This window comes from Leptothermofonsia sp. ETS-13 (assembly GCF_049200465.1).
Lineage (GTDB): Bacteria > Cyanobacteriota > Cyanobacteriia > Leptolyngbyales > Leptolyngbyaceae > Leptothermofonsia.
The window spans coordinates 464,080-484,650 of the sequence record NZ_CP120836.1; the positions used below are offsets into that span (position 1 = coordinate 464,080).

Below are 20,571 nucleotides of genomic sequence, written 5' to 3' on the forward strand. Positions count from 1 at the left end.
GGGAATAGGATATTGTTAAGTCAACACAAAACGCAAAGTAAACCGAGTCTCCATGTTGGCACTAGCGACTTCAATGGTGGCTCCCAAATGCTGTGCCAGTTTTTGCACCAGTGCCAGCCCTAACCCAGTGCCACCGTAGCGCCAGGGGTCATTGTTTGGAATGCGGTAGAACTTATCAAAAATCCGGGACAATTCCTGGTCGGGAATTTCAACGCCTGTGTTGGTGACGCTGATGAGAAGGAATGAGGGGGTGGATGGGTGGATGGGTGGATGGGTGGATAGGTGAGGGGGGGGAGCCGTACGGGAGGAGGGGGTTTGGCGTTTTTTGCTTGCTGTGCCCTTTACAAATCTCGCCGCGATCGTGACCGTTCCTCCTGAGGGAGTGTACTTGTAGGCGTTCGTTAGAAGTTCAGTCAGAATGCGCTGTAAGTAGGAAAGATCGGTGGTGAGGGGGGGGAGATTCGCCGGGAGATCAAAGCGAAGCATTTGTTGATGGCTTTGCAGGCGTTCTACAAAAGACTCAACAACGTGAGGAATCCAAACCTGGAGATTGATTGAGGTGAGGACAAGGGGTTCGACCTCCGCATCCAGGCGAGTTAAGTCCAGCAGGTTGTTGATTAAACTAATTTCGCGCTGACATTCATCCTGTAAGATCTGGATGTAGCGAGACAGGGGCTGAAGCGAGTTTGCTTCCAGGGTTAGAGGTGCGGTACTTGTTGAATCGCGGATTTCACCGTGCTCATCTCTAAACAGCAGCGTTTCTAGCATTTGGGCGGCCATTTTAATGCTGGAGACAGGAGTTCGGAGTTCATGGGAAACGGTGCTCAGAAAATCATCTTTAAGCCGGTTCAACCGTTCTAGTTCGGTCACCTGTGCCTGGACAGCCTGATACAACCGAGCCTGACGAATGGCGATCGCACACTGATTGGCCACCTGCTGCACCAACCTCACTTCCAAATCGCTAAAGCTTTGTTCGTGCCCCCGCAACAGCCATAAATCACCTAAAACCCCTTCATTATCAATAATGGGGCAACTCAGTATAGAAAATAGCCGCTCAATTGAACGCACAGGATCCGGTTCTATTCGGCAAAACTGAAACGTTTCTCCCTGCAAAATCTGAGACATAATGTCATCTGGGTTTTCCAGTGGAATAATACTTCCCTGCGCAGACGGAACCCCTTTAGAAATGTACTCATAGCGAATGATGGATACATTTCGATTCAAATCGTGTAAGGCAACATCGCAACCTACAACATCCAAACCCTGGACAAGTTCTTGTACCACCGTTTCCAGGATTTGCGCTTCATCCAGACTGTCTCGCACATGATCGGTAATCCGTTTTAGCAGGGCTTCAAATTCCAGTGCCTGTTTTAGTTTGTTGGTGCGTTCCTGCACCTGAGTTTCCAGGTTTGTATTGAGTTGCTGCACCTGCTGATAAAGCTCGGATTGTTGAATGGCGATCGCCAGTTGATCGGCGACAGTACTGGCCAGTTCCACCTCCCAGGTTTGCCAATAACTACGAGGATGAATGCGATTTAAGCTGAGGCTGCCCCAAATCCTAAAGCTCACCTCCAGAGGAACCAGCAGCCAGGCTCCAGGATAGGCTTGAGTAAAGGGCTGATTAACCTCATCCGCATCCAAACGATAATCATTAATCTGCACAATTTCCAGGCGTTTAAGTTGGGCTGCAAATTGGTTATCTTTATCCGGAATAACTAACCCTAAAGCATCAGGTAAGTCGGGAGTACAACGGTAACTGGCAACATTAAGCCAGATCCCTTGCTCCGGTCGATACTGCACAATCTCAGCCCGATCAACTTTTAACAACTTGCCAATTTCAGTAGTGGCGGTTGTAAAGATAGTTGCCAGATTTAATGAATTGCGAATAGCCTGGATGACCCGGTGAGTTGCCCGCTCTTTTTCAGCCTGCTGTTGGGTCTGCTGATACAACTGTGCCTGATAGATCCCAATTGCCAGTTGGGTGATCAGTTGCCGCAGAAGATGCCAGCTTACTTGGTACCAATCACGTGGGGCCGTGCATTGATGAGCGACCAGCAACCCCCATAGATTCTGCTGTACTAAAACTGGCAGAACCAGGAGCGCCCGCACATTTAGGTCAACTAACAGATCCCTGTAGCAAGGTTGTAAATTGACTGCTGAAACGTCGCTGATAGCATGAATCCGTCCCTGACGATAGGGACGAACCATTGAGCTGGCAAAACAGGGGTCGTAGATTTCGCGATCCCGAATTGAAAAGGAGGGATCAACCACCGATTCAGCAATGACTTTGCCACTCCAGTTGGGATTAAATTGGTAGATAATCACCCGCTCTACTTCAAGAAATCGGCGGACCTCTTCCACTGTGGTAGTCAGGATTTCATCAAGATCGAGCGATTGGCGAATATTTTGAGCGATGGTGGCGATAAATTGTTCACGCTCTCTGGTTCGCTGCTCTTGCTCAATTGCCTGCCGCATCCCAAGCTGGGCCTGTTTGCGCTCAGCTAGCTCTGTCTGCAACTGCTGGTAAAGGTCAGCCTGCTGAATGGCGATCGCCAGTTGATGGCTAATTTGCTGTAATAGTTCAGCTTCGGCGGGTTGCCATTGCCGATAGTGTGAGCAGGCATGCACAATCAGCAATCCCCAAACTCGCACAGAGCCATCCTCAGTATTTTGAGTGATGGAGGCAACCACTTTAGACTTGACCCCAATTTCCTGCATAAACCCGGTCAGGCAATGAGCCCACTCATCCGCTGCCACATCCGGAATAATCCGCGGTATCCCCTGGCAATAGTACTCATAACATTCTGAGGGAAAGCATTCATCAACCCAAGACATTTTCTGAGTCGTAGGGTACTCCGGTGTAACGGATTCACTAATCACCTGCCCCGAACCATCGGGTTGCAGCCGAAAGATCAAAGCCCGGTCTGCCCGAAGTGTCTGTCGCACTTCGGTTACAGCAGTTGTCAGAATTTGTTCCAGATCCAGAGTCTGTCGCATGCGTTGCGTGATTGACCGCAGCAACCCCTCCCAGTCTGCTTTTTGGCGTAGGGCTTCTTCTACCTGTCTACGTTCTGTGATATCTGTTCGGGTTCCTAGCATCCGCTCAGGTTCCCCCCTTTCATCACGAAAAACCACTCCCCGCGACAGAAACCAGCGAAAACTGCCATCCTTATGCTGCATCCGATGTTCAATCTCATACTCTGGCATAGCGCCTGTCAGATAAGCATCTATGGCAGTCAAAACCAATTTCAAATCTTCTGGATGCATTAACCGATGCCAATCACTTATACTGTCGGAAATCTCGCCATCGTCATAACCCAACATGGTTTTCAGGTTCGGGTCCACATAGGTTTCATTGTTTTTTAGGTTCCAATCCCAGACACCCACTCGGCCAGCCTGGATTGCCAGTTTATATCGCTCCTCACTTGTTTGCAGGGCGATCTCTATCTGCTTGCGCTCCGTAATATTGGTGGTCAGCATGGTCACAGTCCAGCAACCCTCGGTTTCATTTCTGTGAATCGTGAAGATGCCCGCTATCCAGCGGATATTGCCATCTTTATGACGAAATCGAAATTCAACTGTACCTGTCGGCTCAAGCGGGGTGTTCTCAATCCTTGACAGAACTGGGCGGCGCAAATCTTCTTCTGGCACCTGAGCGATCCACAACCGTTTATTAGCCATCAATTCTTCAGCGGTGTACCCAAACAGTTGTTCACAGCCAGTGGAATAAAACTCACATTCCCAGTTGTGATCTGCAAACACCCGAAAATTACCGATAGAGGCGATCGCGCTGTTTAAAATCTCACCGAGTTTTGCTTGCAACGGCGGTACGAGACGATGATATTGTTTATCTCTGAAATCCTTCCAAAAATCTAAGGATGGTTGTTCAAAGGTGTCGTCATAGCCAAAACTTTTCGGCTCATCCGGGTTCATTGCCAGGTTCCCAATTAATTTCTTCAGCAGTAACCCTCTGACTGGAAGTAGGAGGGCAATACCCCCCCTCAGGTAAAAAAGAGCCAAGTAGCGTGATCATAATTATGATCATAATTAATAATTATGATCATAATTAATTTGTTATTAATTTGTTTGTAAAGGGGGGGATTAGGGGCTTTGTCCCTCTACCCCCCGAAATTATTCTTAATTGAATTGCGCCTAGCTACTTAAATCGAAAAGATCTCTTCAACTAGGGGCAACAGAATTCTTTAATGAAGCCCATAGTCTAGCGTACTTGAAAGTGCTGCGCATAGCATTAAATCATCAACTGTAGGAACTGGAACGGGGTTTAGTAAAATACCCATCGACCATCTCTGTATCGCCTCTGTATAAAGATTTGTCGAAGCTTGCTCTGGATTTGATAAGACTTGATGACATAGTTCCGTAAAGTAGAGACTTGTAGATGTAGTCATAGGCACACTATTAGTAAATATTTCTGTCAGTTTGCCTGGCTTCCTCCACCTCCATGACACTCAAACCTGTTTCACTGAAATTTCCATTCCCAAACAAAGTTGCTAATAGAAAGAACGGCAGGGTAGTAGGCTGGCTTACCGTCTTTAGTGTTGTGAGTATGGTGTCAGTAGCCTCATTGTCCACGTTTTCCAGCCAACAGTCGATCGCCCAAATATCCCAGCGCACTCCATTGGTTCGGAAAGAGGGCTCCAGCCAGCAAGTTGAGCAGCTCAAAAGACAAAGATTGGCCCGCTCAATCGCCGTTTTGACTCGGGGCATAAAACCACAGGCAATTTCTCACTCGAACTCTCCCACAAATCAGGAGTCGCAACCTCTCAACCACAGCAGAAACGCCCAGAGAACAATGGGTGATTACATGGAAGCGATTTCTGTTGTGTATGCTGCGATCGTGCCCCAGCGTCAACCCGGAAAATCCGCCAAACAACCATCCCCCTAAACTGGCCTGGGTGATTGGTGGGAATGAAGAAAAAACAGTGCTTGAATCTTTTCAATTCCCCTTAGGAATGAGAGTTAAGTAACTCCAAAAACCTCACTCCGCTTTTGGCACCCCTCTCCGACTCGGAGAGAAGAAGGGAGAGAGGTCAGTTCACTCAAAGAATGCGGTGTTATTAAATTCATGATCCTTAGCTTTCTATGGCGTTCACAAATCGTTTGTGAACAAGGGGGACCGGGGCTTCGCCCCCACCCAGGGGTGGAACCCCTGCAACCGTTCAAATTTTAAGAAAGACGCTATAGCAACGCCTTAAAAAATCGACAGCGGTAGAAACTGCAACGCAGTTCCGATCAAACCCAGTAGAGCAATACCAATACCATTGCCCTTGGGCGGTGCAGGAGGAGGCGCAGTGAGTTGTTTAACCAACTCCTGGGTAATCTTCATTCCTTCCTGGTTTCCCTGAGCTGTAAACAATCGCTCAGCCTGCTGGACATCCGCTAACCCGGCTGCGTTCTCGCCAATTTGCAGGAAAACGACCCCTCGACCTAGATAAGCCTGGGCAAAATCAGGCTTACGCGCGAGTGCCTGGGTAAAGTTATCAATCGCCCCAGGAAAGTTCTGCCGCCGCTCATCTTGCAGGGCCCACTGATAAAACTCCTCAGCTGAGCCGGTAGAAGGGGAAAGCCCCACGGCTCCTTGCAACAGAGCTCCATTCATCACAGTTTGCATCAGCGAGGCACCCATCAGATAGGCTCCCCGCAGGTCTACCGCTGTTAAATTGGCACCATCCAGCCTGGCACCGACCAGGTTTGCACCATACAGGCTTGCCCCAGCTAGGTTTGCCCCTCTCAGATCGGCGCCCTGCAAATTTGCTCGGCTAAGGTTCGCCCCAGCTAGGTTTGCCTGGCTAAGTTCGGCATTGGAAAGATTGGCAAAAACCAATCCCGCATTACTTAACTCACAACGGGGACATTTGCGGGTCGATAGTAGTCGTTGGGTATGTTCAAAGTTTTCTGCCTGCACTGGGGGTGCCACACTTAAGGTCGTGAGCAGGGTTGCCATTCCAGCAGGGATGACCTTGTGAATTGCCGGTGCTTCAGGTTTCATAAGCCGTCTGTAGGTAACTGAATGCGTTCGACTAGGTTGAGTCGCTGTTGATTCCACTATTTAAGCCCAACTTTGGGATGGCAGCACGATCGCGCAGGTTCTTAATACCGATTTAGGTTTAATATCGACAATCTTAAGGGTTGGGGGAGGCTGGGGGGTTGGGAGTCGGGATCAGGGGCTGGGGGCTAGGGGGTAATGGGGGAAAGGAGTGAGGTTTCTTTCCTCCATTACCCCTTTCCCCCCTCCTGGAGAGACTGCCAGCCAGCTAGCCAGAGCGATCGCTCCTTTAACAGTTTGGCATTGATCCAAAACCGGACATTGGGATCGCAGGCAGCCACCATTTCGGCAAACACCCAATCTCCCTGGTTCTTGCGGTTAACCACTTGAAAGTGTCGCCACCCTTCCAGGGGTTGGCAGGCGGTCCATTTGGAACCAACCAGGTGGGGAAACTTCTGTTTTTGTGCCACGGTTGCGACCTTCGGTAGAATTAAAGTCTAATCTCACACTTTAATACGATGGCTGACTTTGATATGGCAGGCGGGCTCAAGTGGACTCCCGAAGCAAAAAATAAACTCAAAAATATTCCCTTTTTTGTGCGATCGCAGGCACTTCAGCGCATTGAACACCTGGCACGGGCAGCGAACCTGGATATTGTCACAGCTGAGATCGTCGATCAGGCTCGATCAGAGTTTGGGCAGTAAGTAGCTCCACCCAATTAATTGTAAGAAGAAGGAATGGGGGCTTCGCCCCCAGGCAGGGGTGGAACCCCTGCACCCCGTCCTAACCATAATGACTACCGCTTATCAACTTTTTAGAACTCCCCCACCCTCCTTCTTTGAGGGTGATATGATGACACACAAGCTAGGGGTGCCTGAGCTAAGGTTTTCTTTTTGAAAACCCGATTCCAGGCTGAGATTACACCCTTAGAACCTGAGTCCGGGTCATACCGGCGGAGGGAAGCTGTTCATTCAAGGAGTTCAATATGCGGACAGAATGGGTCGCTAAGCGACGCGGACACGATAATGTGTCCCAAATGCACTATGCCCGGCAGGGAATGATCACCGAAGAAATGCAGTACGTGGCGCAGCGTGAAAACCTCCCCGCTGAGCTGATTCGGGAAGAAGTGGCGCGGGGTCGCATGATCATTCCAGCTAATATTAATCACACGAATCTGGAACCGATGGCGATCGGCATTGCCTCCAAATGCAAAGTGAATGCCAATATTGGAGCATCGCCCAACTCTTCTAACATTCAGGAAGAATTAGACAAACTCCATTTAGCTGTAAGGTATGGGGCAGATACGGTGATGGATCTGTCTACCGGAGGCGGCAATCTGGATGAAATTCGCACGGCTATTATTCAGGTATCTCCCGTACCGATTGGGACAGTGCCCATCTATCAGGCATTGGAAAGTGTCCACGGCAATATTGAAAAGCTAACCCCGGATGACTTCCTGCATGTGATTGAGAAGCATGCCCAGCAGGGTGTTGATTACATGACCATCCATGCCGGAATTTTGATTGAATATTTGCCTCTGGTACGGAATCGGCTGACTGGGATTGTTTCTCGCGGCGGGGGTATTATTGCCCGCTGGATGTTGCATCATCACAAGCAAAATCCGCTTTACACCCATTTCCGTGACATTATCGAAATCTTTAAGAAGTACGATGTTTCTTTCAGTCTGGGAGATTCCCTCCGTCCTGGTTGCCAGCATGACGCTTCAGATGAAGCCCAACTGGCTGAACTGAAAACTCTCGGACAACTCACTCGCAAAGCCTGGGAACACGATGTTCAGGTGATGGTGGAAGGTCCGGGGCATGTACCGATGGATCAGATCGAGTTTAATGTGCGCAAGCAAATGGAGGAGTGTTCAGAAGCGCCCTTCTATGTATTGGGTCCGCTGGTCACGGATATTGCCCCAGGGTACGACCACATTACCAGTGCGATCGGGGCGGCAATGGCAGGCTGGTATGGCACCGCCATGCTTTGTTACGTTACCCCGAAGGAACACCTGGGTTTACCGAATGCTGAAGATGTGCGGAATGGTCTAATTGCCTATAAGATTGCGGCTCACGCGGCGGATATTGCCCGTCATCGCCCTGGTGCCCGCGATCGCGACGATGAACTCTCCCGCGCCCGCTACAATTTCGACTGGAACCGCCAGTTTGAACTTTCGCTTGACCCGGAACGCGCCCGTGAATATCACGATGAAACGCTTCCAGCGGATATCTACAAAACGGCTGAGTTCTGCTCAATGTGCGGTCCCAAGTTCTGCCCGATGCAGACAAAGGTGGATGCGGATGCCCTGACTGAACTTGAAAAGTTCCTGGCGAAGGAATCTGTAGCCCAATCCTGAATAAGAAGGGGGAGGGGGGATGGGGGAAGGAACCCTCACCCTATCACCCCATTACTCTATTACTCCCTCCCTCCTTCCCTCTGTCATAAATTAACCTCAAAGGGTAACGGCGGTCGCCTAGAAGCCCTGGTACAGTGAAACTGGTTGCTCCTTTCACTGAAGAGCCAGGCATGACTGATGTCTTCATCTCCTATTCCCGAAAAGACAAGGATTTTGTCAAAACCCTTCATACGGCATTAGCTAACCACAATCGCGAAGCCTGGGTCGATTGGCAAGACATTCCCCCTCACCGCAGACTGGTGGCAGGAGATTGAGCGCGGCATTGAGTCAGCCGATACATTTGTCTTTGTTCTCAGTTCAGACTCTGTTGCTTCAAAAGTCTGCTATCGGGAAATTGAACATGCCGTTAAGAACAACAAGCGGCTGGTTCCCATTGTGCGGCGGGATGACTTTAAAACTGAACAGGTCCATCCTTCTCTCAGAAAGCACAACTGGCTCTTTTTTCAAGAAAGCGATGACTTTGATTCAGCGTTTTGCTCCTTGTTAGAGGCGATCGCCACGGACTTAGACCACGTTAAACAGCACACCCGCATTTTGGTTAGGGCAATTGAGTGGGAGCATAAAAACCGAAATCCTGACCTGCTGTTGCGCGGTAGCGAACTGGAATCACTCATTCAATGGATTACCCAGAGCGCAGAGAAGGAACCGCGATCGACTCAGATTCAACGGGACTACATCAATGCCAGTCGTAAAGCGGAGAGCGATCGCCAGGAAGCTGAAATTCAACGTCAAAAACAGGAAATTCGGCAGCAGCGGGTGTGGCTGGGGGCTGTTACAGTAGCACTCATTGCGGCCACCGGATTGGGACTCCTTGCCTTTACCCAGTATCGAACCGCCGAAGCCCATCGCAAAGAAATTGAACTTAGCCAGATTGATACCCTCAGTACCTCTGCCGAAGCTTTCTTAAGTTCAAACCAGGGATTGGAAGGTTTAATGCAGGGATTGCAAGCAGCCCGCAAACTCCAGCAAATTGAAGGGGTCAGCCGCGAAACCAAATTACGGGTCATCGCCGCTCTGCAACGGGCACTGAACCAGATGCGGGAACGCAATCGGTTTGAAGGGCATCAAGATCAGGTCTGGCATCTTGCCTTCAGTCCGAATGGGAAAACCATTGCCTCGGCCAGCAGAGACACCACGGTAAAACTATGGAATCTGGAAGGCAAAGAACTGGCAACCCTGCAAGGACATACCGAGCCTGTCGATTGGGTGAGCTTTAGCCCCAATGGCAATCTGATTGCGACAGGCAGCTTTGACGAAACCATTAGGCTCTGGAGCCAGGACGGACGGGAACTCCAAACCCTGAAGGGACATACGGGTGAAGTCTACAGCGTCAATTTCAGCCCAGATGGCAAGCAGTTGATTTCAACCGGAGAAGACAGCACCATCCGAATCTGGAACCTGGAGGGCAAAGAACTGAAACGTCTGGATGCGACTCACCCCGGCGGCGCTCTGAATGCCAGCTTTAGTCCAGATGGCACCCAGATCATATCCTGCGGAGATGACAAAACCATTAAACTGTGGAGCCGTTCCGGTGAACTGCGGGCAACCCTGAGTGGTCATCGCGAATATGTCAAACGAGTTCTGTTTAGCCCCGATGGCAAACTCATCGCTTCAGCAGACATTGATGGCGTCATCAAACTCTGGAGTTCCGATGGCAAGGAACTTCAAACCATTAAAGGCCATGACCGTGCGATTTGGGGATTGGCGTTCAGCCCCAACAGTCAGGAATTGATTTCTGCCAGTAACGACAGAACGGTGAAGCGCTGGAATTTAGAAGGGAAGGAACTGGAAAACCTGGGCACTTTTTTTTACACCAGTATCGGGGGTTAGTATCAGCCCCGATGGACAGAGAATTGCTCTGGGCAGCCTGGATAATACCATCCGGCTCTGGAACCTGGATCGCCCGAAACACAATGGTGTGGTGAGAGATGTTCGCTTTAGCCCGGATCAGCAGGTTGTTGTTACAGCCAGTTTTGACAAAACGATTAAATTTTGGAGTCTGGAAGGAACCTACCTCAAAACGCTGAGGGGGGCATAGTGACAATATTGAATCAATCAGTTTCAGCCCGGATGGACAAACCCTCTTTTCTGCTGGCCTACGTGGCATGATTAAATTGTGGAACCGACTGGGGCAGTCGCTGAGGACAACGGGAGCAAGCAGCATCGAGAGCCGATTCATTAGCTTTAGCCCTGATGGACAGTTCTTTGCTGTAGGTAGAGAAAACGGCACGGTTCGGGTTTGGAATCTGGATGGGAAACTGCTTGCCAGTCTTAAAGGGCATCAGGCCAGAGTGCGTCGAATCAGCTTCAGTCCAGATGGACAGATGATCGCAACTCCCAGCCAGGACAGCACTGTCAAGCTCTGGAATCGCTCTGGTCAACTCCTGGCCACTTTAAAGGGGCATACGGCTGAAGTACTGGCGGCCAGTTTCAGCCCCGATGGCAAACAGATTGCCTCTGCTAGCGTAGACAAGACAGTAAAGCTGTGGAACCTTAAGGGAGAGGCACTCAAAACGTTTCAAGGCCATGCCAGTGGGGTGAGCAGCATTACCTTTAGCCCCGATGGCAAAATGATTGCCTCTGGTAGCAGTGATGGCTCGGTAAAGCTCTGGAGCCTGGAAGGTCAGGAGATGGCAACTTTGAAAGGTCACCACAATTGGGTGGTTGGTCTCAATTTCAGTCCTGATGGCAATATGCTGGCTACTTCTAGCGAAGATGCAACGGCCATTTTATGGAGCCTTGATTTTGATACGGTTTTGACTCATAGTTGCCACTGGTTAAGACATTTTTTGACCCATAACCGCAGTGTGCGTGAAGGCGATCGCCCACTCTGTGATGGGGTTGAACGAGACTGGATGGCTGAGGGCGAAGAGCTAGCCAGGACAGGAGAGATTGACAGTGCCACTGCCCGGTTTCAGCAAGTTCTCAAGCGAAATCAGGGGTTGAACTTTGACCCCAAACTCAAAGCCCAACAGATTGCAGCCGCCCTTCCCCTGGAACGGGGTGAACAACTGGCAGCAAAAAGCAAACTGGAGGAAGCGACAGCAGAGTTTCGCAGGGCAATGAAGCTTTATCCCAACCTGGGCTTTGACCCGGTAGCGAAGGCAAAACAAAGTGCTGCGATCGCCCTCGTTCAGGAAGCAGAAAGTTTGACGTCCAGGCACGAAATTGAACAGGCATTGACCACCTTTACTAGAGCCCAAACCCTGGATCCGCAAGTCAGCATTTCCGCCGACTCGTGGAATAATCTGTGCTGGTTTGGTGCTTTGAAAGGCTACACCACAGAAGTTCTTACTGCCTGTGAAAAAGCCGTTGCCCTGGACCCTAAAAATGCGGATAATCGAGACAGTCGTGGGGTAGTCAGAGCCCAACTGGGGGACTTTCAAGGGGCGATTGCCGATTTTCAAGCCTTTATTGATTGGCTGGATGCGACAGAAGAAAATTCTCCCGATTGGGAAAGCACCAAAGCAGAACGCAAACGATGGATTCAGGAACTGAAAAAGGGCAACAATCCCTTCACTCCAGAACAACTCAAACAAATGTTTTAGCCATTTTGAACTCCACTATTCGGGAATGGTTATTGCCTTTAGAAAAAGGCATTGGGAAACATGATGATTCAGGCAATGCTAAGCGCCATCAAGGGTTGAACCAGAGCGAGTGCTCCTCTATCCCCAATCCTGTTGTCAAACGTTGCATTCTTAAGCCTTCCTTTACAAAAGCATGCCTTAAGGTTTCAATTTATAACCATAGTTTATTGAAGTATACAGAATCTCTAAAGCGATGCTTATTGAATTGCTGATATTATTCTGTGTGAGCCCGTCCTTACGCATAGGGTGAACAAAGCTCAACAGAGTTCACTTCAGGTTTCCTGGAATCCCAGGGTAGAACTTCAGTAGCTACATCCCCATTGACATAGGGTTATTGTCGAGAGTCCAGAATCATCTCGGAAAGGCATTCGAGCGATTTTCTGGCAGACGCGATCGGGAAAATTTTGCCACGTTGTTAACTAGGAAGGGAGATATGTCATACGCTCAGACCAAAACCCAGACTAAAGCTGGGTATCAAGCAGGGGTAAAGGACTACCGGCTGACCTACTATACCCCCGACTACACGCCCAAGGACACCGATATCTTGGCCGCATTCCGTGTTACGCCACAACCCGGTGTTCCTTACGAAGAAGCAGGTGCAGCCGTAGCAGCGGAATCCTCAACGGGGACATGGACGACCGTATGGACCGACCTGTTGACCGACCTGGATCGCTACAAGGGTCGCTGCTACGATATTGAACCAGTCCCTGGTGAGGACAACCAGTTCATCGCCTACATTGCCTATCCTCTTGATCTGTTTGAAGAAGGCTCTGTCACCAACATGCTGACCTCCATCGTGGGGAATGTGTTTGGTTTCAAAGCTCTCAAAGCGCTCCGTTTGGAAGATCTGCGCATCCCCGTTGCTTATCTGAAGACTTTCCAGGGGCCTCCCCACGGCATTCAGGTTGAGCGGGACAAGCTCAACAAATATGGCCGTCCTCTGCTGGGCTGCACCATCAAGCCTAAGCTCGGTCTGTCGGCAAAGAACTACGGTCGTGCCGTTTATGAGTGTCTGCGCGGTGGTCTGGACTTTACCAAAGACGATGAAAATATCAACTCTCAGCCATTCCAGCGCTGGCGCGATCGTTTCCTGTTTGTAGCCGATGCCATTCACAAAGCCCAAGCTGAAACGGGCGAAATCAAAGGTCACTACCTGAACTGTACCGCTGCCACCTGCGAAGAAATGCTGAAGCGGGCAGAGTTTGCCAAAGAACTCGAAATGCCCATCATCATGCATGACTTCCTCACCGCGGGCTTCACCGCCAATACCACACTGGCGAAATACTGCCGTGATAACGGTCTGCTGCTCCACATCCACCGCGCCATGCACGCCGTAATTGACCGTCAGAAGAACCACGGAATGCACTTCCGGGTGTTGGCGAAGTGCTTGCGGATGTCTGGTGGTGACCACATCCACACTGGAACCGTGGTAGGTAAGCTGGAAGGCGACAAGGCTGTTACCCTCGGCTTCGTAGATCTGTTGCGCGAAAACTACATCGAGCAAGACCGCTCCCGTGGTATTTACTTCACCCAGGATTGGGCTTCCATGCCCGGTGTGATGGCAGTTGCTTCCGGTGGTATCCACGTCTGGCACATGCCCGCCTTGGTAGAAATCTTCGGTGATGATGCTGTGCTTCAGTTTGGTGGTGGCACCCTGGGTCACCCCTGGGGGAATGCTCCTGGCGCAACCGCCAACCGGGTAGCCCTGGAAGCCTGCGTCCAGGCTCGCAATGAAGGCCGCGACCTGATGCGTGAAGGTGGCGACATCATTCGTGAAGCGGCTCGCTGGAGCCCAGAACTGGCTGCTGCTTGCGAATTGTGGAAGGAAATCAAGTTCGAGTTCGAGGCTGTTGATACCGTTTGATGAGGAGTTGAGAGTAATGAGTTATGAGTTTTGAGTGAAGTCATTAAACTTAGAACTCATAACTCATAACTCAAAACTTAAAACTCCATGGATCTGAAGCAGATTGCCAGGGATACAACCAAAACGCTGATCAGTTATATGACCTATCAGGCGTTAAAGGTTGTGCTGGCTCAGTTAGATGAAACTGAACCGAAGCGGGCTTACTGGTTGCGCCAGTTCTCCTACCGGGTCAGTATTCAAGATGGGGAAGCATTCCTGAAAGCTTTGTTTCAAGAAGAGCAATGGCTAGCTTTTCGCCTTCTAACTGTGCGAGAGCATATTGCAGAGGAAATTGCCGATTATCTTCCCGAAATGCTGCGGACAGGTATTCAACAAGCTAATCTGCAACAACGCACCCAGCAACTGGAACGCATGACGCAAATTGATCCAACCATAATCAGCACACATCCCGAACAGGAAATTGATTCCGAAGAATAGTCATTCGATCATGGTTATTGCAATCAGATAAGCAAATAACCAGCGATCTGTAACCTGTGAAAACAAGTAACTAGTCGTTAACTTACGAGGAAGCAATGAAGACATTACCAAAAGAGCGCCGTTACGAAACTTTCTCCTACTTGCCTCCTTTGAGCGATGCTCAAATTGCTCGGCAGATTCAATATGTGATTGATCAGGGTTATTACCCCTGCGTTGAATTCAATGAAGATTCCAATGCAGAAACCTACTACTGGACGATGTGGAAACTGCCCCTGTTCAATGTTTCTTCTCCCCAGGAAGTGCTAAATGAAGTGCAACAGTGCCGCCAGGAATATGGACACTGCTACATCCGAGTGGTGGCCTTTGACAATATCAAGCAGTGCCAGGTGATGAGCTTCATCGTTCACAAGCCCAATCAGGGTGGCAGCAGCTACCGCTACTAGTGGTCTGTCAAATTAAATCTGGCGGGTACAGGAATTTTGAGGGGTCGAAGATCCCTCAATTTTTTTGTGGAATATTAGTAAACCCAGGATAAGCTCTACAACCTGCTCATGGCGGGTAAAGGGGCACCTAACCACTTTTTCACTTTGCAATATTCTCAACTGAACCTCTCGAATCATTTTGTTAGCATGCTGCAGCCCCCATTCCGCACTTGCAACTGGCACAAAAGGAATTAAGGTGCCCTCAACATGGCAAGTATAGCTGTCGCCAAGTTGCTTAGGACATTAGTTTTAAAGAGACAGTATCACGGTTCGCAGGTGAACCATTTCTCTTAAGTGGGATAGAGATAGTGTTTGTTATAGCTCTACGCGGGTGCGTTAGGACATTGGAATTAGAGAGGGAGTGGGGGCTGCTCCCCCAGCCAGGGGTTCCACCCCTGCACCCTGTCCTAACCATAATGACTACCGCTATATTTTTCGAGGTGCCCTATAGCCATAGTCATTGGACTTAAGGTGGGATGCAGAGATGAAATCCCTGATTGGAACTGCGCCCTCCTTCTTAAGGTATTAACCATTAAGCTTTGACAGTATACACGCTTAAGTGTATACTGTCAAAGCAGTTAATTCAATTGTTGAGGATCGAATGCCCACTAATTTTCTCATTTATGCCAGTGAAGCCACTTCTCCATCTGTTGTCAAAGAACCTGTTGAACCACCGCCAGAGCGAGAATCACTGCGAATCTTAGTCATTGGTTCTCGTCGGGGTGTTACTGGTGCCGTTCAAACACTCCACCGGCTCCGTTTTGCCGAAGTCGGAGAATGGAGCCCTCTAATGCCAGGGCCCAATCCGGGTGAGGTTATGAGTATCCTGACCTGCTATATCCTGGCAGAATGAACTGGTGGAATGAAGCGGATCCTTACTTATTCTTTCAAATGGCGCGCCATCCGTAATTTCCCCCAGTCGCTTCATTAAAAATTTAAGTTGATTCAAGTAATCAATAAAACATCAGGAATTTTTCAGTAGATACCTAAAAAACAGTATAAGGTAAAACAATGTACTTGAAGTTCCTTAAATGTCTACTGATTACACCAGCAAATGTCTACTGATTACACCAGCAGTAACCACGGTGCTAATCCGTACAATGTGCAAAGTTCCTATGCAGGTTTGAATTCTCCACCGCCGCCTGCTCAGGCAGTTGCGCCAACAGGAGAGCAAACTGGCCCTTTGTCTGCTCCAATTCCTGGTTATTCTGGGCTTTCGCAATCCTCCAGTCAGGTGCGGGCCGACTTCAATAACAATGGACAAGACGACATACTGTGGCGAAACTATGCAACGGGTCAGAATGTTGTTTGGTTTCTGAACGGAACGGAATTAACTAGCTATGCCTACCTGGCTCCCGTAGGCGATCTGAATTGGCGCATTCAGGGAACTGGGGATTTCACCGGAGATAACAAAACAGACATTCTCTGGCGCAATTCTGTTACAGGGGAGAATGTTATTTGGGTGATGAATGGCACCCAGCTTGCTTCGGTGACTTACTTAGTTCCAGTTGGAGATTTGAACTGGCAAGTTCAGGGGATTGCGGACTTTACGGGCGATAACCGAGTAGATATTTTGTGGCGGAACTATTCCACCGGGCAAAACGTAGTCTGGGCGATGAATGGTACGGCTCTGGCTTCAGTCTCTTACTTAACTGATGTACCTGGGGTTAATCTGAGAGTTCAAGCAACTGGAGATTTCAATCGGGATGGAAGGGCGGATATTCTTTGGCGAAACTATCTATCTGGAGAGAATTTAGTCTGGTTGATGAATGGTTTAGAGGTTATGAGTGCAGGCTATGTAATGCCTGCTCCTGACCTGAACTGGCAAATTGGGGGAGCCAGTGATTTCAATAATGATGGAAATGTTGATATTCTCTGGCGCAATTCGGCTTCAGGGCAAAATGTGGTCTGGTTCATGAATGGGCTGGCATTTAATGGAGTCGGGTCGCTGACGGCAGTGCCAGATCTTAACTGGCAAACTGGTCTCCAAAACCTTCCTACCTATAGCCCGGTCAGTATCACTAATCTTTCCTTTAGTGGCAGAGAAGGGGATTACGGACAGTTTCAAATCCGGTTGAACCAGGCTCCTCTGGGAACTACCAGCCTTACGTTTTTCACAGGAAACTTTCTGGTCGTGGATGCGGATAATACGATCGCTAACGGTACCCAAAACTCAATTGCATTTACATCTGCCGATTGGTTCTTGCCCCGCACGGTTTCATTTATTGCTGAGGTCGATGGTTCCAGCCGCGATCGCCTGATGGGAAATACGATTTCCTATTCGTTAAGCGGTGGTTTGTCTGGTAGCGGTACTTATGACCTGGGTGCTTCTATGAATACCTACGCCCCTGACCCCACCCAATTCAATATCGATTTAGACTTTCGCAATGACTCAATTGGTTTCTGGACTCCAGCGCGGCGAGCGATTGCTCAAAGAGCCGCCAATGACTGGGCAGTCGCCATCGCAAACGAATGGGCTGACTTTCAGCTGAACAACTCCCTCAATCGGTTAGAAACGGCATCGGGTCGGCCCTACAGTTTTACTAGCAAGCGCTTTGTTGATGATTTGCTGATCTTCGTCAATCTCTTCCAGGATAGGGAAGGGGCGGAGGCTGGCCTGGGTGGACCGGATTATGAGTTTGGGGGGTGGCCCACCTCACCAACTTTCTATGGCCTCATGCCACGAGTTGGGCAAATTGCCATCAGCCCAACCGTGTTTGCCAATCGGCCTGACAATGAACTTTATCAGGTTGTTTCCCACGAGATTGGACATGTCCTGGGGCTAGTAGGGCTGAACTGGATTGGCAACAGGCAAACTGATCAAACTAATCCCGAAACAGCAGTTTTCCGGGGTGAGTACTCCAGGCAGGTATTTGGCGAATACATTCCTCTACGCTCTCAGGATGGAGGCGACTTCTATCACCCGGCTGCCAGGGTTCCTTCCATCATGTCCTACCGATACCTCTACAGGTTACCTAAACCCAGCCAGATCGATTTTGCCATGCTGGCAGATAGCGGTTATCGCGTCTATGGTATTAATGCTTAGGGATTTAAGGTTCTTATCGTCAGAACCTGAGGTGGGGTTGAATCGGGTGGATAGAGGAAATCAAACTGGATGAGGCGGCGATCGCCCTTTTCCATCTTCATTAATACCAGGGGTTCTCCCATCTGTCCCCGTCGCTGTACCAGATGAACGTAGCGGGTCTGTGGCAATCCCCGATCATCAGTATAGCGGAGGCGAACGGTACCCCGAAAAAACACCTGCCTGGGTAATGGTTCGAAGAAGCGAAGCCCATCTTTTGAGAGTGTATCTTCTTTGATGGGAGTTTCAAGGGCGATCGCAACCGTTTGAGTTTGCTCTGTTGCATTTCGCAATGGCAACGTCAGGCTGTACTCTACTGCATAGTTTCCATGAGCCTGGTAGGCTGTATCAGAATAGCGAGCAATCATGGGAGCCGTCTGCACCTGCTTCGTTCCCAGCGTTCCCTTCAATAGAGTGCTGAGTCCGTAGGAGAAAGCCTGGCCGGGCTGGGGGGATGCTGAGATACCAGTTTGCTAAGGGTGCTTTGGGGTCATCCACAATTTGGGTTTGCCACTGGGAACCTTTGGAAACCCCAGCCACACGGCCATAGATGATTTGTCCTTTGGTCTGCTCTAGGGGAGTGGGGGGGGGGGGTGTCGCGTGGACCTGCCAGGTTACCTGTTTGCAATAGTGTCTGCCATTCTTCTAAAGTGGGAGCCTGTTCACTACCATCGGTATTTTGCGTTGCAAATTTTGCCAGGCTGGCTGCGTAAACTGGACCACTACTCCAGAGCCGGAGCAAAGTAGAACGTCCATTAATGGGAGGCGTCAGCGTTTTGACTGGAATTGGCAGATTTAACAATAACTCACTCTTTCCTGGCGGAATCACTATTTGCGCCGGAAAGCCTTCCTGCCGTTTTCCTCTCAAAACCTCATTCATGGCGCGGCTACCGGGTCCAGCATAAACTGTTCCTAGAGGATTATCGACGTAGGGCGGTAGCTCAATGAAAGGGGCATCGGGCTGACTGAGGTAGCTGGCGGCACTCAAGATCGCGACGGATACCGGTTGAGTGCCTGGATTGTGCAGCAGAATGCCCAGGTAGAGAGTCCGCAGATCTTCAGAAGTTCTGGCTTTGGCAATGTGGTGGGCGAAGACATCAAACCGCTGTTGAAACAACACATTCAGGTGAGCAGCAGGGGTTCTCATGCCCTGAGGCGAAAAGGTGGAGAGCAAAATCCCCCCTCTTCCTGAACCAGTTCGGGGCTATTGCTGTTGAACATCAGAATAGAGTCCAGTTTCCCTGGCAGCACCCGCACTTCTTGGGGAACAACGAATTCTTGAGGGGTGGGGGTAGGGGTGGGGGCAGGAGAGGCTTGTGCCAAAACGGAAGTTAGAAAGAAGGGCATCATAGAGACAGTTGTCGTAGCGATCGCGGCTTCCCATGATACCGGCTTTACGGCAACGACTAAACCCTTACCGTAAAATTTGGACTCCATTCAGCCCAACGTCAACCACACTGCCCTGGAACAGGTTGAGCAACTGTTGAGCGATCGCTACCCCATCTGGCAAGAAATCATCAGACACCTTAAAGCTGACAAAAAACTGGGGAGAATTCAGCGCTGTCCATGTTACTCCCGATTCTACTGCCGACATTCCCGATGATTCCACCCTGGGAGTCTGGTTAATGGTGCTCTATTCCCAACATCCCCATCACAAAAGCACTGAAGACAGCCCCGCTCGCCAATGGGTCGAGAACGCTCTGACTCATAAGGGCAGCAGTCCCCGTTACTACAAAACACGCTCCTGTTTCTAGCGCCGGATCAAGCCAAATTAGAAAACCTGGAACGCAACAAGGTTGCTAACCCACTTGCTGAAGAATCGCTAAAAAGTCTTCGAGAATCAATTCTAGATTGGACTCATTTAAGACAGGGACATGGACAAATAGACATTGGCGATCCGGATGGTTTTCCTGCAAATGCTTGAGAACGGAATAGTAGAGGAAGTTGCAAACGAATTGACCTGCATTGTGGCTCACGCTGGAAACAGTGAGGTTTTTGACCAACCCTTCGACATTAATGGTAGTTGGAATGGTTTCCCCCTCATAATGGCCGTTGGATTCGGCAGTCAAAAGCCTTCGTTGCTCTGCCATACCGCAACAAATCACCATTTCTGGCTGTAGCTCGTCGATTTTGGAAATTACGGTTTCAGGCGCAAGCTGAAAATCCACTGGCAATTTGCGCAGGCAGTGGACATGGGCAGGCATCAAGTTCCGGTTAAGCAGTTCGGCAACCAAATCATCGGAGGAATTGGAGACGTGGTGTGGCTTCCAGATGTCAAAAGAAGTGAGCAAGATTGATTGGCTCATGGGAAGTTGTGATTTGCAAACTATAGCTGTCGCCAGGTTATAGCAATTTGATTGTTAAATGCGACAGATCAAGGCTTTGAGAAGCCAGAAACCAGAAGTCAGATTTATTCTGGCTCCTGGCTTCTTCATTAAGGCATCTGCCGTCAAAATTGTTTATAGCTCTACGCAGGTGCTTTAGGACATTGGAATTAGAGAGGGAGTGGAGGCTTCGCCGCCAGCCAGGGGTTCCACCCCTGCACCCCGTCCTAACCATAAATGACTACCGCTATAAACCGGTATTACTCTTAGAACACTGGGTTTAGAGGGGGGGCTCGCCCCCAGCCAGGGGTGGAACTCCTTCACCCCGTCCT

21 protein-coding genes, 1 pseudogene and 1 riboswitch are annotated in these 20,571 nt (G+C 49.8%); of the genes and pseudogenes, 12 read left to right on the forward strand and 10 right to left on the reverse strand.

Translation table 11 applies throughout. From position 1 onward, the window contains the following. Positions 1–15 precede the first annotated feature (15 nt). The 4 genes from P4D80_RS02215 to P4D80_RS02230 form a co-directional block, all read right to left on the reverse strand. Entirely contained in the window at positions 16–4,020 is a 4,005-nt protein-coding gene (locus tag P4D80_RS02215) for a GAF domain-containing protein (protein WP_421657221.1), read from the reverse strand. 396 nt (positions 4,021–4,416) lie between these two features. Continuing rightward, positions 4,417–4,725: a hypothetical protein gene (locus P4D80_RS02220; protein ID WP_421657222.1), complete on the reverse strand. Its 309-nt coding sequence runs from the start codon at positions 4,723–4,725 to the stop codon at positions 4,417–4,419. A gap of 484 nt (positions 4,726–5,209) precedes the next feature. Further along, on the reverse strand, positions 5,210–6,007 hold the full coding sequence (locus tag P4D80_RS02225) for a pentapeptide repeat-containing protein (RefSeq protein WP_421657223.1): 798 nt from the start codon (positions 6,005–6,007) through the stop codon (positions 5,210–5,212). A gap of 227 nt (positions 6,008–6,234) precedes the next feature. Further along, positions 6,235–6,474, reverse strand: a complete 240-nt coding sequence (locus P4D80_RS02230) for a TIGR02450 family Trp-rich protein (RefSeq protein ID WP_421657224.1) — start codon at positions 6,472–6,474, stop codon at positions 6,235–6,237. 48 nt (positions 6,475–6,522) lie between these two features. Between P4D80_RS02230 and P4D80_RS02235 the strand changes: the two genes are divergently transcribed. The 12 genes and pseudogenes from P4D80_RS02235 (at position 6,523) to P4D80_RS02290 (ending at position 17,879) form a co-directional block, all read left to right on the forward strand. Beyond that, a complete protein-coding gene (locus P4D80_RS02235; RefSeq protein ID WP_421657225.1) occupies positions 6,523–6,708 on the forward strand; it encodes a PCP reductase family protein in 186 nt (61 codons plus the stop codon). Positions 6,709–6,860: 152 nt separating this feature from the next. Beyond that, positions 6,861–6,982, forward strand: a riboswitch (TPP riboswitch). Between the two features lie 7 nt (positions 6,983–6,989). Continuing rightward, positions 6,990–8,363 (forward strand): phosphomethylpyrimidine synthase, encoded by a 1,374-nt coding sequence (gene thiC / locus P4D80_RS02240; RefSeq protein ID WP_421657226.1) that lies wholly within the window; start codon positions 6,990–6,992, stop codon positions 8,361–8,363. Between the two features lie 134 nt (positions 8,364–8,497). Continuing rightward, complete coding sequence (locus P4D80_RS02245) at positions 8,498–8,677, forward strand: toll/interleukin-1 receptor domain-containing protein (RefSeq protein WP_421657227.1); 180 nt, start codon at positions 8,498–8,500, stop codon at positions 8,675–8,677. Between the two features lie 7 nt (positions 8,678–8,684). Continuing rightward, positions 8,685–10,253: a TIR domain-containing protein gene (locus tag P4D80_RS02250; RefSeq protein ID WP_421659470.1), complete on the forward strand. Its 1,569-nt coding sequence runs from the start codon at positions 8,685–8,687 to the stop codon at positions 10,251–10,253. A gap of 1 nt (position 10,254) precedes the next feature. After that, positions 10,255–10,461 (forward strand): WD40 repeat domain-containing protein, encoded by a 207-nt coding sequence (locus tag P4D80_RS02255; protein WP_421659471.1) that lies wholly within the window; start codon positions 10,255–10,257, stop codon positions 10,459–10,461. Between the two features lie 4 nt (positions 10,462–10,465). Then, a pseudogene (locus P4D80_RS02260) lies at positions 10,466–10,534 on the forward strand (hypothetical protein); the annotation flags it as partial. After that, on the forward strand, positions 10,529–11,971 hold the full coding sequence (locus tag P4D80_RS02265) for a WD40 repeat domain-containing protein (protein WP_421659472.1): 1,443 nt from the start codon (positions 10,529–10,531) through the stop codon (positions 11,969–11,971). The pseudogene P4D80_RS02260 and the gene P4D80_RS02265, both read left to right, overlap by 6 nt. Before the next feature lie 472 nt (positions 11,972–12,443). Next, a complete protein-coding gene (locus P4D80_RS02270) occupies positions 12,444–13,874 on the forward strand; it encodes a form I ribulose bisphosphate carboxylase large subunit (RefSeq protein WP_421657228.1) in 1,431 nt (476 codons plus the stop codon). 87 nt (positions 13,875–13,961) lie between these two features. Next, positions 13,962–14,351, forward strand: a complete 390-nt coding sequence (gene rcbX, locus P4D80_RS02275; RefSeq protein ID WP_421657229.1) for a RuBisCO chaperone RbcX — start codon at positions 13,962–13,964, stop codon at positions 14,349–14,351. 95 nt (positions 14,352–14,446) lie between these two features. Continuing rightward, complete coding sequence (locus tag P4D80_RS02280; RefSeq protein WP_421657230.1) at positions 14,447–14,794, forward strand: ribulose bisphosphate carboxylase small subunit; 348 nt, start codon at positions 14,447–14,449, stop codon at positions 14,792–14,794. A gap of 640 nt (positions 14,795–15,434) precedes the next feature. Continuing rightward, a complete protein-coding gene (locus tag P4D80_RS02285) occupies positions 15,435–15,686 on the forward strand; it encodes a hypothetical protein (RefSeq protein ID WP_421657231.1) in 252 nt (83 codons plus the stop codon). A gap of 201 nt (positions 15,687–15,887) precedes the next feature. Then, positions 15,888–17,879, forward strand: coding sequence for an FG-GAP-like repeat-containing protein (locus P4D80_RS02290; RefSeq protein WP_421657232.1), 1,992 nt, complete (start codon positions 15,888–15,890; stop codon positions 17,877–17,879). Here the strand turns inward: P4D80_RS02290 and P4D80_RS02295 are convergent. The 6 genes from P4D80_RS02295 to P4D80_RS02320 form a co-directional block, all read right to left on the reverse strand. After that, positions 17,876–18,325, reverse strand: coding sequence for a DUF3370 family protein (locus tag P4D80_RS02295; protein ID WP_421657233.1), 450 nt, complete (start codon positions 18,323–18,325; stop codon positions 17,876–17,878). The genes P4D80_RS02290 and P4D80_RS02295 overlap by 4 nt on opposite strands. Next, positions 18,264–18,455, reverse strand: a complete 192-nt coding sequence (locus P4D80_RS02300; RefSeq protein WP_421657234.1) for a hypothetical protein — start codon at positions 18,453–18,455, stop codon at positions 18,264–18,266. Before P4D80_RS02300 ends, P4D80_RS02295 begins: the two co-directional genes overlap by 62 nt. Next, positions 18,406–19,062: a DUF3370 family protein gene (locus P4D80_RS02305; RefSeq protein WP_421657235.1), complete on the reverse strand. Its 657-nt coding sequence runs from the start codon at positions 19,060–19,062 to the stop codon at positions 18,406–18,408. The genes P4D80_RS02300 and P4D80_RS02305 overlap by 50 nt, the downstream gene beginning before the upstream one ends. Further along, positions 19,059–19,352, reverse strand: coding sequence for a DUF3370 family protein (locus P4D80_RS02310; protein ID WP_421657236.1), 294 nt, complete (start codon positions 19,350–19,352; stop codon positions 19,059–19,061). The genes P4D80_RS02305 and P4D80_RS02310 overlap by 4 nt, the downstream gene beginning before the upstream one ends. Beyond that, a complete protein-coding gene (locus P4D80_RS02315; RefSeq protein WP_421657237.1) occupies positions 19,330–19,509 on the reverse strand; it encodes a hypothetical protein in 180 nt (59 codons plus the stop codon). Before P4D80_RS02315 ends, P4D80_RS02310 begins: the two co-directional genes overlap by 23 nt. A 205-nt stretch (positions 19,510–19,714) precedes the next feature. Then, complete coding sequence (locus P4D80_RS02320) at positions 19,715–20,221, reverse strand: peptidase C15 (RefSeq protein ID WP_421657238.1); 507 nt, start codon at positions 20,219–20,221, stop codon at positions 19,715–19,717. Positions 20,222–20,571: the final 350 nt, after the last annotated feature.

Bases quoted from the DNA above. Each gene is read 5' to 3' on its own strand.
- P4D80_RS02290 (WP_421657232.1), top strand. From the start codon at position 15,888: ATGTCTACTGATTACACCAGCAGTAACCACGGTGCTAATCCGTACAAT.
- P4D80_RS02280 (WP_421657230.1), top strand. From the start codon at position 14,447: ATGAAGACATTACCAAAAGAGCGCCGTTACGAAACTTTCTCCTACTTG.
- P4D80_RS02235 (WP_421657225.1), top strand. From the start codon at position 6,523: ATGGCTGACTTTGATATGGCAGGCGGGCTCAAGTGGACTCCCGAAGCA.
- P4D80_RS02285 (WP_421657231.1), top strand. From the start codon at position 15,435: ATGCCCACTAATTTTCTCATTTATGCCAGTGAAGCCACTTCTCCATCT.
- P4D80_RS02305 (WP_421657235.1), bottom strand. From the start codon at position 19,062: ATGAGAACCCCTGCTGCTCACCTGAATGTGTTGTTTCAACAGCGGTTT.
- P4D80_RS02220 (WP_421657222.1), bottom strand. From the start codon at position 4,725: ATGCCCCGAGTCAAAACGGCGATTGAGCGGGCCAATCTTTGTCTTTTG.
- P4D80_RS02265 (WP_421659472.1), top strand. From the start codon at position 10,529: ATGATTAAATTGTGGAACCGACTGGGGCAGTCGCTGAGGACAACGGGA.
- P4D80_RS02320 (WP_421657238.1), bottom strand. From the start codon at position 20,221: ATGAGCCAATCAATCTTGCTCACTTCTTTTGACATCTGGAAGCCACAC.
- P4D80_RS02225 (WP_421657223.1), bottom strand. From the start codon at position 6,007: ATGAAACCTGAAGCACCGGCAATTCACAAGGTCATCCCTGCTGGAATG.
- thiC (WP_421657226.1), top strand. From the start codon at position 6,990: ATGCGGACAGAATGGGTCGCTAAGCGACGCGGACACGATAATGTGTCC.
- P4D80_RS02270 (WP_421657228.1), top strand. From the start codon at position 12,444: ATGTCATACGCTCAGACCAAAACCCAGACTAAAGCTGGGTATCAAGCA.
- P4D80_RS02315 (WP_421657237.1), bottom strand. From the start codon at position 19,509: ATGTCGGCAGTAGAATCGGGAGTAACATGGACAGCGCTGAATTCTCCC.
- rcbX (WP_421657229.1), top strand. From the start codon at position 13,962: ATGGATCTGAAGCAGATTGCCAGGGATACAACCAAAACGCTGATCAGT.
- P4D80_RS02310 (WP_421657236.1), bottom strand. From the start codon at position 19,352: ATGGAGTCCAAATTTTACGGTAAGGGTTTAGTCGTTGCCGTAAAGCCG.